We start from the raw sequence: 13,103 nt of genomic DNA on the forward strand, positions 1-13,103 counted from the left end.
CGCCGAAAGTGTCCTGGCCGGCGCTTTGACCGAAGCGTCGAAAGGAAATCATCGCGGTGCCCGCCGCATCGTGGCAACGCGACGTGTGCGGCCGCCCGTCGGGGGACGGGCGGACACACCGACAAGGGGGAAATGATGTCAATGCGCGAGCCGCTCCAGTTCCGTTTACTGGGACCGCTGGAGATATGGATGGGCGGTCGGCGGGTGCAACTGACCGCGCCGCGGCTGCAAAGCACGCTGGGCATGCTGCTGGTGCGGGCGAACCGAGTGGTCTCCGTGGAGCATCTGGCGCAGTGCGTCTGGGAGGAACGGCAGCCCGCCGATCCGGCCAATCAGATCGCCGTGTGCATCTCGAAACTGCGCGGACGCTTCTCCCGACTCGGCCTGAGCCATGAACTGATCACCACCGAGCCGCCCGGCTACCTCCTCACCACCCGGGGCGTCGAACTGGACACCCACCTGGTCCACACTCTGCGTGCCGAGGCGGAGCGGTGCGTGGCGGCGGGGGATCGCGGCCGGGCAGTCGCCCTCCTCGAGGAGGCGCTGTCCCAGTGGCGCGGACCACTGCTGGCGGGGCTGACCCGGCAGGCCTGGCAGGCGGAGGTGAGCGCCTGGGAGGAGGAGCGGGTCACGTTGCGCGTCAAGTGGGCCGAACTGCAACTGGAACTCGGCCGATACGAACCGCTCATCGGCGAACTCACCGCTTTCGTGCAGCAGAACCCCTTCTTCGAACGTCCCAGGGCCCAGCTGATGACCGCGTTGTACCTGTCCGGCCGGCAGGCCGACGCGCTGCGCCTGTTCCGGGAGACCTCCCGGATGCTCGACCGGGAACTCGCCGTGACACCGGGACCCGAACTGCAACGACTGCACCAGGAGATTCTGCGCGGGGCTGTCCCGGCGGAGCCTTCGGCGACCGAGCTCCGGCTGCCCGCCGGACCGCCCCCGGCACCCGTCGGCGGCCCCGCCGCCCCGCACGCCGAGGCCGTCGTACCCCGCGAGGCCCTCGGGGTCGACCGGCCGGCCACCGACCGGCCGACCCCGGGCCGGCCGGGCCCCGCCCTGTCGGCCGGCCCCTGTCTCCTCCCCAGCGACATCGACGACTTCGTCGGCCGCGAACGCGAGATCGCCACCCTGGTGGAGAGGCTCGCGCCCTCCCGCGGGCAGGTCCCGCTCGTGGAGGTGGTGGGCGCCGGCGGAACCGGGAAGACCGCCCTCGCCGTACATGTCGCGCACGCCCTGCGACCGCAGTTCCCCGACGGGCAGCTGTACATCAACCTGCGCGGAATGGACGACGACCCGGTCGCGCCCGAGGAGGCGCTGGCGCGGCTGCTGGCCGAGCTGAGCACCGCGGGGTCGGTCCTGCCCGAGGGGCTGGACCAGCGGTCGGAGAAGTACCGGGCGCTGCTCGCGGACCAACGGATCCTGGTCGTCCTCGACAACGCCGCCGACGCCGCCCAGATCCGGCCGCTGCTGCCCGGCACGGGAAGCTGCGCGGTGATCGTGACCGGCCGTTCCCGGGTCGCCTCGTCCTTCGCCACCCACGTGGTGGAGCTGGGCATCCTCTCCCGCGAGCACGCGCTGGAACTGCTGCGCCGGGTCGCCGGGCCGGAACGGCCCACCGCGGAACCGGAAGCGGCCCGGCGACTCGTGGACTACTGCGGTTGGCTGCCGCTCGCGGTGAGCATCGTGGCGGCGAAGCTGGCGGCCAAACCCCACTGGACCCTGGAGCGGGTCGCCGCGCGCCTGGCCGACGAGCAGCGCAGGCTGGACGAGCTGGAGCACGACAGCCTGGCCGTACGCACCACGTTCGCGCTGTCCTACCAGGGCATCAGCGCCGACGCCCGCACGCTGCTGCGAAGGCTCGCCCTGCTGCCCGTACCCGACTTCTCCGACTGGCCGGCCTCGCCGCTGGTTGGTCTGGACGCGCACGAGACGGAGAAGCTGATCGAGGAACTGGTCGACGCGCGTCTGGTCGAGGTCGTGGGCACGGACCGGGCGGGCCAGCTGCGCTACCGGATCCACGACCTGCTGCGGCTGTTCGGACTGGAGCGGGCCGCCGGGACCGACGCGCACCCCGAACTCCGGGAGGCGGTCTCCCGTACGGCTCGCGCCGCGCTGGCCCGCGCGGACCTGGCGCATCGCACGGTCTGCGGCGGCGACTACACCGTCGTGCGCAGCACCGTGCCGCGCCCCGACACGGCACGCAGGGCCCGTGAGCTCACGCGGGACGAGCGGGCGGCTTCGCTGGACTGGTACGAGTCGGAGCGGCTCACCATCACCGCGCTGGTCAAACGGGCCGCGGAGTACGGACTCGACGGACTCGCCTGGGACCTGGCCGCGGTGTGCCGCTGTCTGTTCAGCACGCGCGGGCACCACGACGAATGGCTGACGACCCACCGGTGGGCGCTGCGGGCCGTGCGGGAGAGCGGCAGCGGCCGGGGCCGGGCGGCCCTGCTGCTGGGGCTGGGCGATCTGCACCTCACCAAGCGGCACCACGCCGAGGCCCGCGCCTGCCTGGAGGAGGCCCACCGGACGTTCCTCGACGTCGGCGACGAGTACGGTGCGGCACTCGCGCTGCGTCGCTCGGGATACGTGGACCGGCTGCTCGGCCGCTACGAACAGGCGCTGGAGCGCTGGCGGGGCTGCCTGCCCGCCCTGCGGGCCGCCGGTGACCTCCAGGCCCAGGTGCAGGTGCAGCGCCAACTGGGCCTGACCCTCCTCGAACTGCACGACCTGGACGGCGCCGAGCCCCATCTGAAGGAGGCCGAGGACCTCACGTGCCGCTTCCACGGGCGTGGCGCCGGACAGGTGAGGCTGGCCCTCGCCGATCTCCTCCGGGCCCGGCGCCGGCTGGACGAGGCGGAGACGGAGTACCTGACGGCGCGGGAGCTGACGGACGCCATCGGCGATGTCGTCGGCAGCGGCTACGCGCACTTCGGGCTGGGGATCGTCGCCCTCGAACGAGGGGAGCCCACGGCGGCCGAGCGACTGCTCGACGTCTGCGTGGAGTCGGCGCGCGAGGTGGGCGATCCGCTGCTCGAAGCGCTCGGCCTGTTCGGTCTGTCGGCCGCCCACGGGCACAGTGCGAGGCCGCGGGAGGCCGAGGTGCTGCTGGACCGGTCGGCCCGCCTGTACCGGGACCTCGGAACACCGGTGCGCTACGCGCGTTGTCTGTACGCCCAGGCCGGGGTGATCGCGCAGCGGGACGGTGATCCCGTCGTCGTGTCCGCCCTGCGCGCGCGGGCGGCGGCCGCGGTGGCGAGCACGGGTTCGCCGCTCGCGGCCCGCGCGTTCGCGGAGAACACCCGACCCCATTACCCCTTTGTCCTGTGAGCGTCCGGCGTGAATTCAGCCGACTTCGGCGATGAAATTCCGACGGCCCGGAGAAATGCTACGAGCGGACGCTGTCGTTTCGGTGTCCGTACGATGTGTTCGATGTTTTCGCAGGTCAGAGCGTGATCTGCAGGGATTGTGACAGGCTTCTGGAAGAGTCTTGCCCTGAACTCGGGCCGTCCCGAATCATTTCTAGCCGTCAGGAACTTTCAGCGACACGCAGCCGACGTGGGAATCCGCGGCCCATGGAGCCGACGCACCAGCTGATGAGCCGTCAAGTCCCGGCGGGCGTAGCCCTCACCGTCCTTCACCGGGCCCGCCCGCCGCCGACGGCGGTCGGCCGGACACGGCGTGCTCCACGTGGCGACCGTCGCCCGACACACGCCGACGTCATTCCCCGAGCGCAGGCGCCGCCACCCCTCGGCCTCCGCTCCGTGCGAGCCGCACGAAAGGCCGGGCACTCACCGAGAGAAACAGAGGAGAACGATGTCCGACTCGCCGGCGGACCAGATACTCCGCCTGCTCTTCGCCTCCCGACGTACCTCGGGCGGCCCCGCCGACCTGTGCAACGGCAAGCCGTGCGAGCGGTGCTTCGCACAGCATCGGCCGAAGGTCGAGCACTTCATGGCGCGGGGCGTGCCACTGCACTTCGTGCTGCCGGCCTTCCCGGCCAAGTCCGCCAACCGGAACAAGGTGCTCGGGCCACTGCCCGACCTGGCCGAGCGGCTGTCGCTGGAGTTTCTCCAGTCGTTCTGCGACTACGTCCGCCACTACTACGAGCCGGGAGCGCGCATCACGGTCTGCTCCGACGGACACGTCTTCGCCGACCTCGTGGGCGTGGCCGACCAGGACGTGACGGACTACCGCACCGAACTGGAGCTGCTGCTCCGGGCGATCGGCGCGGACGCCATCAACACCTACGGACTCGGCGACGCCTTCCACAGCGGCGGCCACGACGAGCAGCGGGCCCGGCTGACCGGGCGCTACGCCCAGCCCGTGGCGGACATCCGGGCCCGGGTCGTGGAGGACGCCGCCGCCCGGTCCCTGTTCTCCGGCATCCACCGCTTCCTCTTCGAGGACCAGCTGGTCCGCAGCGAGGGCCGCAGCCGCAACAGCGTCCGCGAAAAGACCAAGTCCCGGGCCTACCAGGTGATCCAGCGCAGCGACGCCTGGAGCAGCCTGGTCGAGGAGTACTTCCCGGAGGCGCTGCGCCTGTCGATCCATCCGCAGGACAGCCACTCCCACAAGATCGGCATCCACATGATGCGCACCCGGGACAACTGGCTCACCCCCTGGCACGGCGTCGCCCTCGACGACGGTGAGGGGATCCGCCTGGTCAAGCGGCACGAAGCCGAGCAACTCGGCGCGACCCTCGTCCGGCGCCGGAACCGACCCAGTCACTTCATCGCTCCGCACGTCATGACCTCGCGGAGCCCGCTGCTCGTCGAGGAGGCCGTGTGATGCCCTCGTACTCCGTCACCCCGCTCAAGCCCTTCGGCGCGCTCGTCGAGCCCGGGGAACCGGGCGCCGCGCTGGATTCGGTGCCGGTCGAGGAGGCCCGGTCGCTCGTGCGGGCGCACCGCGTCGTGGTGCTGCGCGGCTTCCGCCCCGTCGAACGGGACGGGCTGACCGCCTACGCACGCGGCTGGGGCTCGCTGCTGAGCTGGAACTTCGGCGAGATCCTCGATCTGGAGGTGCACGACGACCCCAAGGACTACGTGTTCACCCAGGGACATGTGCCCTACCACTGGGACGGCGCCTTCGCCGAACAGGTGCCCTCGCACCAGATCTTCCAGTGCGTACGGGCACCGTCGGCCGGCGGCCGCACCTTCTTCTGCGACACCGAACGCGTCCTGACCGCGCTGCCGGAAGCCACCCGGCGCGTCTGGGAGCGGGTGCGCGTCACCTACCGCAAGGAGAAGACCGCGCACTACGGCGGTCACATCACCGCCCCGCTGGTCCAGGAGCACCCGCACACCGGAGCCCCGGTCGTCCGCTACGCCGAACCGCTCGATCCGGAACGGTTCGTCAGCCCGCTCTTCCTGGACGTCGACGGACTGCCCGCCGAACTGGGGCAGGACGAGTTCGTCCAGGACATCGAGGAGCGGCTGTACGCGCCGGACGCGATGTACCGGCACGAGTGGCACGACGGTGACTACGCCTTCACCGACAACCACGCCCTGCTGCACGGCCGCACCGCCTTCACGGGCAGCGCCGCCCGGCATCTGCGGCGCGTGCACGTGCTGTGACGACCCGGCCGGAGACGACCTCCTCGCGCGGACGGCGCGGGGACCGAGGAGGACAGATGCGACCGTACTACGACGTGGTGATCATGGGCGGCGGGCCGGGCGGCTCCACCCTCGCGGCGCTGCTCGCCCGACGCGGCGGCCTGAGCGTGGCCGTACTGGAGAAGGAGGAGTTCCCGCGCGAGCACATCGGCGAGTCGATGGCGCACCCGCTCATCCCGGTACTGGAGGAGAGCGGCGCGCTGGAGAAGGTGCTGGCCGGCAAGTGCTGGGTGAAGAAGTTCGGCGGGATCTTCCAGTGGAGCGACACGGGCCCGCACGTCGCCTACTTCGACCACGACAACACCGTTCGGGACGGCGTGCACCGCTGGGCGATGCACGTCGACCGCGCCGAGTTCGACAAGGTCCTGCTCGACCACGCGGCCGACGTCGGCGCCGACGTGTTCGAGGGGGTGGCGGTGGCCGGCTGCGCCCTCACCGAGGACGGCCGGGGGCGGGAAGTCGTCCTGAAGGACGGCCGGACCGTGCGCGCACGCTGGTTCGTCGACGCTTCCGGGCGGCGCAACAGCATCGTGACGGGCAAGAAGCGGGAGTGGCTGTCGGGCTACCGCAACATCGCGATCTGGCAGCACTACCTGGGCGGTCGCCTGGCGCAGACACTCGACGGCGACTGGAACATCTTCCGCGAGCGGAACATGTCGCCGATCGGGTGCTTCGCCTTCCGGGACGGCTGGTGCTGGTACATCCCCGTACCGAAGATCATCGACGGTGAGCGCAAGCTGACGCACTCGATCGGCATCGTCACCGATCCGTCCGTCCTGAAACGGCCGGGCACCGACTTCACCGACCCCGAGGTGTTCCTGCGCACGGTCCAGCGGGTGCCGAGGCTGCGGGACCTCATAGAAGACGTGCGGCCGGTCGGCGACAAGATGCTGACGGCCACCAACTACTCGATGATCAACGACCGGTTCTGCGACTACGACGGACGGTGGCTGCTGCTCGGCGACGCCTCCTACTTCGTGGACCCGCTGTTCTCCTCCGGTGTCGCCTTCGCCACCAACCAGGCGGTCGCCGTCGCCACCGTGCTCGTCCGCACGGCCTCGGGAGAGCTGAGCGAGCCGGAGCAGCGAGAGCTGTGGCGGGACTACGACACCGAGTGGCACGGCATGGCGTCGACCTTCGCGCTCTCCATCGACCAGTGGTACCACGCCATCGGCAGCGACAACCCCGACAGCGTGTACTGGAACACCAGGGGCCGCAGGGAGGGCGTCGAACTCGACCACGAGCGGACGTTCCACGCCTTGCTCAACACGGCCTTCACCCCCGACCTACTGCAACTCATGACGGACGGTGAGGGAATGACCGGCCTGGACCCGGCCGGCCCCTACATGGCGGCCTACGCCCGCGCGAACCGGCTGGTCCTCACCGCCGACACCAAGGTCTCACCGGCCCCGGGCGTGACCGTCACCGAGGGCCCCGGACTGGACATCCCCGGCTTCAAGGCCGCGATTCCGCCCGACCCGTCACTGATGCCGGTGGAGGCCCGGCGGGCCGCGGCGACGTACTGGACCGACCCGACGCGCCACGCGGACCTCGTCCCGCCGTCGATGGGCGCCACCGTGCCGGTCCAGCGCTTCCACTTCCGGGACGACCCCGACGGGGTGGCCGTGCGCGCCGTGGCCGACCGGGACGGCGGGGCGGAACTGTGGGAGTCGCTGAAGGACGGCCCCGTGCTCTGGAGCGACCTCGTGCGCTGTCTGCACCCGGGTCAGCAAAGGCTCGTCCAGCGTCTGCTCCAGGCCGGGATGCTGGAGCTCAGCGGTACGGCAGCCACCCCGGACACGCCCGCCGGGAGCGGGGACGGGCATGCCACTGGCTGACGGGCCGGGCGCCGCGGACGCCCTCCACCCGGCGGGCACGGCGGGCGCGGCGGGTACGGATGCCGCGGCCGGGCCGGCCGACGGCAGCGGCCCCGGCGACCGCGGCCCGGAACACGGAGCCGCGGTCGGGTCCGGTCCCGCCGGCCCTCGCGGCACGGCGCGGATCCCCGGGCGCCGGCAGCTCCTCGGATACGGGGTGCTCGCCGTCCTGCCCGCCGCGGTCGCGGCGGCGCTGCTGATCCTGGCGCCGTCGGGCCGGGGCGGCGCGGGACGGGCCGAGGAGGGACACACCACCGCCGTCCTCCTGCTCGCCTGCGCCGCCGTGCTGGTGGTGGCACGCGGCGCGGGCCTGCTCGCGGTCCGGCTCGGACAGCCCCGTGTCATGGGTGAGATCTGCGCGGGACTGGCGCTCGGACCCTCGCTCCTCGGGCGGCTGGCCCCGGACGTCTCCGCGTGGATCTTCCCGCCCAGGGTGGTCACCGGACTCGACGCACTCGCCCAACTCGGCCTGGTCCTGTTCATGTTCGGAGTCGGGCAGGAACTGGGCGGCGCCCGCCGCGCCCGTGATCTGCACGGTTCGACGCTGGTCACCCTGGCCTCGCTGCTGGTGCCGTTCGCCGCCGGAACCGGGCTCGGCCTGTGGCTCCACCAGGGGCACGCGGGCGACGCGGCCGACCCGGTCGCCTTCGGCCTGTTCCTCGGCTGCGCGCTCAGCGTGACGGCGTTCCCCGTGCTGGCCCGCATCCTCTCCGACGTCGGCATGCTGGGCAGCCGCACCGGACGGCTCAGCCTCTGCGCGGCGGCCGTGGGCGACGGGGCCTGCTGGGTCGTCCTGACCGCCGCGCTCGCCCTGGCCGAGGGCCGTGGGCCCGGAGCGCAGTGGCGGACGCTGCTGCTCGCCGTGCTCACGGCCGTGGTCCTGCTGGGCCCGGTGCGGGTGGTGCTCGCCAAGGTGCTGGACGGACCGGCGGGCCGGTCCCGGGCCGCGGTGCTGACCCTGTGCGTGGCCGGGACCGCGGCCTCGGCCGGACTGACCGCACTGCTGGGTGTGCACCAGCTGATCGGCGCGTTCCTCTTCGGGCTCGCCTGGCCGCGCTCGCGCCGCCCCGGCGGTGAGCCGGACTCGGCCGTGGCCACGCTCGCGCATCTGCTGCTGCCGTTCTTCTTCCTGGGCTTCGGGCTCTCCCTCGACCTGTCCCGGCTCCCCTTCGACGCCTCCAGCGCGACCCTGTTCGGGGCGGTGCTGGCCGCGGCCACCCTCTCCAAGGTCGTCGGCGCGGGCCTGGCCGGCCTGACCTCCGGTCTGGAGCGCACCGACGCGCTGGTGCTGGGCGTGCTGATGAACACCCGGGGCCTGACGGAACTGGTCGTCCTCGGCATCGGCCACGAGGCGGGGCTGCTCGACACCCACCTGTTCGCCGTACTGGTCCTGGTCACCCTCGTCACCACCGCGATGACCGGCCCCGGACTGTGGCTCATCCGGCGCCGGAGACCGGGCTGAACGGGTCGGTGGTCCGGCCCGCCCGGGCACCGGCCCCGCCGCTCCGGTCATTCGCCGGGGCGGGAGACGTCCTCCAGCGCGCGGGCCAGACCGGCGGCGTCGGTACCGACCTTGCGGTAGACGGAGGAGAGCAGCTGCGTCACCCCGTGCTCGGTGAGGTGCAGTTCCTTCGCCACCACGGTCACCGGGTGCCCCACAGCCGTCAACTCGGCCGCCCTGTGCTCGGGCACGGTGAGCGCGTCCGTCTGGCCGTAGCGCAGGGGCAGCGGGCGCAGTCCGGCCGCGGACAGCTCCCCCCGGGCCTGCCCGGCGAGGGCCTCGGCACCGCAGTGCACGGCCCCCTCCAGACCCTGGTACAACCGGTTGGCGGCTTCCTGGAGCCGGCCGCCGCGGGCCAGCGCGGCCCCGTGGGCGACCTGGGCGCGGGCCAGTTCGTAGGCGGCCGGTGACCGTTGCAGATGCTCGACGGCCTCCGCGTACAGATCCAGGGCCGCGGGGCCGCCGGTCACGTCCGCCTCGGTGTGCAGCGCCTGGCCGATGACGGAGGCCGCACCGAAGTCCCGGGCCCGCTCGACCGCCTCCCGGGCGAGCCCGGCCGCACGGTGCGGCGCCCGCCGGGCGAGCGCCGACGACAGATTCAACTGCCACGGGCACCAGGCGGGATTGCGCCAGCCCCGCGCCTCCAGCCGGTCCCCGACGGCGGACAGCAGCCGCTCCGCCTCGGCCCGCCGTCCCTCGGCCAGCAGCAGTTCGGCGTACACCGTGCGCGGATCGGGGTAGATGACGGCGTTCGGGACGACCTCGCCGTAGCGGTACGAGTCCGCGAGCCGACGCGCGTCGCCGGACCGGCCGCGGGCGAGCAGGGTCTGGATGAGGATGCCGACGGCGAACCACTGGGCGGGAACCGCGCCCTCCACCCGCTCCGCGGTGCGCAGCCCTTCGCGCACCCAGTTCTCGGCGTCGGCCAGACTGCCCCGGCGGTAGCGGATGTAGCCGAACAGGGTCTGGCCGACCGCCAGATGGGAGCCGCGCCAGCCCTTGCCCTCGCACTCGGCCATGCCCCTGGTGAACAGCTCCTCCGCCCGTCGCGGCTGATCGCAGTACATGAAGGCCAGGGCGACGGAGACGGGCACCTCGAAGCCGCGGTTCTCCTCGGTCCAGCTCATCCCGCCGTCGAGGGCGTCCTCGGCGTACGCCAGGACGGTCTGCCGCGGTTCGCCGCGCACCAGGGCGTCCCAGGCCCGCAGTCCCAGGATGTAGCGCTCCTCCAGGCCGCGGCCGGGCAGCCGCTCCGCGAGCCGCGCCAGCCGCCGCGAGCGGGCGGGCGAGTCGGGCTCGTCGGCGCGGAACATGCTCCACACGAAGTGATCGGCCTGCATCCGCAGCCGGACGCGCGGCCCGGCGGCCCGGCGGGCCTCGTCGGAGGCCACGGTCGCCGCCTCGGCCATCCGGTCCGTGTGGGCCAGCGCCTGGGTCAGGCGGTAGACGATGGACGCGCGCAGGTCCGGGTCGACGTCGGGCTCCGCCAGCGCCTCCCGGAGATGGCTGACCGTGGCCGTCGGCTCGATCAGGAAGGTGGAGCCGGCGAGTTCGTGCAGGAGGGCGGCGCGCTCCTCCCGGTCCGGCGGTTCCTGCAACGCGCGGGCCAGCAGGCGCCGTGCCGCCTCCGGGGCGCCGGCGCGCAGATACTCGCGGGCCGCTTCCCGCAGACAGGCGACCGCTTCCCGGTTGGCCTCGCAGGGAACCTCCAGCAGGTGCCGGGCGGCGGCAGCGGGTCCGAATCCGGCCGCCCGTACCGCCTCCGCGGCGGCGTTGTGCAGACCGACCCGCAGCGGCGGCCGGATCGACCGGTAGATCGTCGTGGCGATCAGCGGATGGACGAACTCGAGGCCGCCTCCGGGCCCGCGTCCGTCGGCCAGGATACGGGCGGCGCGCAGCCGCTCGGTCGCCTCGGCGGCCTCCTTGTCGCCGACCACCGCGATGGCTGCGGCGAGCTCCGGCGCGAACGGCGCACCCAGGACGGACGCGGCGTGCGCGAAGCGCACGGTGCTGGTGCCCAGCCGTTCGAGCCGCTCGATGATCCCGGGGCCCTTGACGGCCGTGGCGAGGTCCCGCATCGCGGGCAGTTCGTCCGGTACACCCGTCAGATTGCGCTCGCCGAGCCTGATGGCCAGTTCCACCGCCTCGAACGGACTGCCGCCGGTGACCGACCAGCACTCGTCGCAGAACTCGTCCCGGGCTTCGGCCCCCACCTCCTGCCGTACGATTCGCGCCACCCCGGCGGCGGTGAGCGGTGCGAGCGAGTAGGGCCGGTTGCCGTCGCGCGTGACGAGGGCGCGCAACGGCGCTGCGTCGGGCGGCAGTTCGTCCGGCCGGTAGGCGGCGACGATCAGCAGCGGCAGGACCTCGACCCGCGGCGCGAAGGCGGTCAGCCAGCCGAGCGACTCGGCGTCGGCCCAGTGCAGGTCGTCCAGGAGCAGCACGACCGGTGCCTTCCGCACCGTCAGGCGGGTCATCACCCAGTCCAGGCCGTCCCGCACCCCGGTCGGGTCCGGTACGTGGCCGGTGTCCTTCGCCTCCAGGCCGAGCGCCCCCGCGACGATGTCGTACCAACTGCCCAGGAACTCACGGCAGTCCATCGTCGCCAGGGCGGGCTGGACGAGTTGCCGCACCAGGTGGAAGGCGAGTTCCTGCTCCTTCTCGCCGCCTCTGCCCGAGAGCACGGTGAAACCCTGCGCCGCGGCTCGCTCCCGGGCCTCGGCCATGAGCCGTGTCTTGCCCAGTCCCGGCGGGCCGGTGAAGGCCAGCAGTCCGTCCTGGCGCACCCGCGCCACACCGTGGGTGGACCCCCGCAGCGCGTCCAACGCGGTGTCCAGGGCCTGGAGTTCCCGGTCGCGTTCCAGCAACGACCGGGACGCGATGATAGGTTGCCGCGCCCCATGCGCCATGTGCGCTACCGCTTCCTGTCATTGATTCTCGCAGGACAGCGCCGAGGCTACGCGGCGCGGGGCGGCCTGTGGCCGAAATGCGGACAGGGGACGACAGGTAGGGTGAATCAACCCGCCGAGTCGTTTGACCATCCGCCCTTCGGGTAATCTGACCGGTTGGCTCTCGGTGGCGGATTCTCACGCCGGAGCGGGTACCGTCCTCGCGTCCGCATAGCGCGGCACGGTGCGCGACCAGTGGTAACACCCGCGAATCCAGCCGACCATGCCGTCCACGTGTCCGATGCCCGCCGGGGTGAGCTCCGGCCGGATCTCCGCGTAGAGCTGTTCGAACTCCCGGATCGCGCCGTTGATCTGCCGGATCGCGAGCCCCACTGCCGCGGGCAGGGAGCAGTGGTGGGCGCGCTGGTGCGCCAGGGCCAGGTTGATGATGCCGCCCGCCCGCTGTTCCTTCACCGCGGAGAAGAGGTCGGCGGTCCATACCGCCGCGTCGACGGACAGTCGGCGCAACCGGGGCATGGCCGGGTGGTACAGGTCGCTGTCGGCCAGTTCGTGGGACTGCGCGGCCTCGTAGAGCGGGTAGAAGGGGTCGACGCCCGCGGTGAGCGAACGGATCGAGGTGCACAGCCCGATCGGTACGGACGCGGGGTGGGCCTGTGCCACCGCTTCGTAGAGCAGCCCGTGGGCGTACTCGCAGCTCCGCCAGACCCACCGCGCGGTCTGTGCCGGTGTGCACCGGGTCCGGACCTGGCGGTGCAGGTCGGCGAGGGCCGCGCCGAGCGGGGTCGTGGGCCTGCGGCCGTCCCGCAGGATGTCCACGCTCTCGCACAGCATGGGCAGCAGCCGGTCCGGCCACCGCCGGCCCACCTCCTCCGCCTTGTCGTCGAAGACGAACTGATAGGCGATCTGATTGGCCACGATCTGGAGGATGCCGGAGTCGACCGCGGGGCTGTTGTAGGAGGCGAGTTCGGCCGGCCGGGTGCGGATGATCATGTCCGCCACGGCGGGATCGTCGGTCAGCCCCCAGGTGCGCAACCAGGTGTCGACCCCGGCGGCGGCCTCGGCTTCATGCGGATTGCTCAGGAACGGGAAGGGCATGTAGAGGGACGACTCGATGAGTTCCTTGAGACTGCCTGCCGGTATCGCGCCGGGAGATGCGGCCGGAATTCCCTGGTGGACCGTGGACATGTCCGTCACC

At 72.4% G+C, this 13,103-nt stretch carries 7 protein-coding genes; 5 read left to right on the plus strand and 2 right to left on the minus strand.

All coding sequences use genetic code 11. From position 1 onward, the window contains the following. Positions 1–141: 141 nt before the first annotated feature. The 5 genes from DN051_RS33285 to DN051_RS33305 all read left to right on the plus strand — a co-directional run bounded on the left by DN051_RS33285 (position 142) and on the right by DN051_RS33305 (position 8,960). Complete coding sequence (locus DN051_RS33285; protein ID WP_162625019.1) at positions 142–3,333, plus strand: AfsR/SARP family transcriptional regulator; 3,192 nt, start codon at positions 142–144, stop codon at positions 3,331–3,333. Positions 3,334–3,819: 486 nt separating this feature from the next. Further along, positions 3,820–4,794: an L-tyrosine/L-tryptophan isonitrile synthase family protein gene (locus DN051_RS33290; RefSeq protein WP_112440373.1), complete on the plus strand. Its 975-nt coding sequence runs from the start codon at positions 3,820–3,822 to the stop codon at positions 4,792–4,794. Beyond that, the gene (locus DN051_RS33295) at positions 4,794–5,582 is read left to right on the plus strand and encodes a TauD/TfdA dioxygenase family protein (protein ID WP_112440375.1); all 789 of its coding nucleotides are present in this window, start codon (positions 4,794–4,796) and stop codon (positions 5,580–5,582) included. The genes DN051_RS33290 and DN051_RS33295 overlap by 1 nt, the downstream gene beginning before the upstream one ends. Positions 5,583–5,638: 56 nt before the next feature. Beyond that, complete coding sequence (locus DN051_RS33300; RefSeq protein WP_112440377.1) at positions 5,639–7,459, plus strand: NAD(P)/FAD-dependent oxidoreductase; 1,821 nt, start codon at positions 5,639–5,641, stop codon at positions 7,457–7,459. Beyond that, positions 7,446–8,960 carry a cation:proton antiporter gene (locus DN051_RS33305; protein ID WP_112440379.1) on the plus strand — a complete coding sequence of 505 codons (1,515 nt, stop codon included), beginning with the start codon at positions 7,446–7,448 and terminating at the stop codon, positions 8,958–8,960. The genes DN051_RS33300 and DN051_RS33305 overlap by 14 nt, the downstream gene beginning before the upstream one ends. 47 nt (positions 8,961–9,007) lie before the next feature. Here DN051_RS33305 and DN051_RS33310 read toward each other — a convergent pair whose 3' ends face one another. Both DN051_RS33310 and DN051_RS33315 read right to left on the minus strand, forming a co-directional pair. Next, the gene (locus DN051_RS33310) at positions 9,008–11,908 is read right to left on the minus strand and encodes an ATP-binding protein (RefSeq protein WP_112440381.1); all 2,901 of its coding nucleotides are present in this window, start codon (positions 11,906–11,908) and stop codon (positions 9,008–9,010) included. Between the two features lie 177 nt (positions 11,909–12,085). After that, entirely contained in the window at positions 12,086–13,093 is a 1,008-nt protein-coding gene (locus DN051_RS33315; RefSeq protein ID WP_112442575.1) for a (-)-alpha-amorphene synthase, read from the minus strand. Positions 13,094–13,103: the final 10 nt, after the last annotated feature.

It is taken from the genome of Streptomyces cadmiisoli, assembly GCF_003261055.1.
Taxonomy (GTDB): domain Bacteria; phylum Actinomycetota; class Actinomycetes; order Streptomycetales; family Streptomycetaceae; genus Streptomyces; species Streptomyces cadmiisoli.

Bases quoted from the DNA above. Each gene is read 5' to 3' on its own strand.
- DN051_RS33285 (WP_162625019.1), top strand. From the start codon at position 142: ATGCGCGAGCCGCTCCAGTTCCGTTTACTGGGACCGCTGGAGATATGG.
- DN051_RS33310 (WP_112440381.1), bottom strand. From the start codon at position 11,908: ATGGCGCATGGGGCGCGGCAACCTATCATCGCGTCCCGGTCGTTGCTG.
- DN051_RS33295 (WP_112440375.1), top strand. From the start codon at position 4,794: ATGCCCTCGTACTCCGTCACCCCGCTCAAGCCCTTCGGCGCGCTCGTC.
- DN051_RS33300 (WP_112440377.1), top strand. From the start codon at position 5,639: ATGCGACCGTACTACGACGTGGTGATCATGGGCGGCGGGCCGGGCGGC.
- DN051_RS33305 (WP_112440379.1), top strand. From the start codon at position 7,446: ATGCCACTGGCTGACGGGCCGGGCGCCGCGGACGCCCTCCACCCGGCG.
- DN051_RS33290 (WP_112440373.1), top strand. From the start codon at position 3,820: ATGTCCGACTCGCCGGCGGACCAGATACTCCGCCTGCTCTTCGCCTCC.
- DN051_RS33315 (WP_112442575.1), bottom strand. From the start codon at position 13,093: ATGTCCACGGTCCACCAGGGAATTCCGGCCGCATCTCCCGGCGCGATA.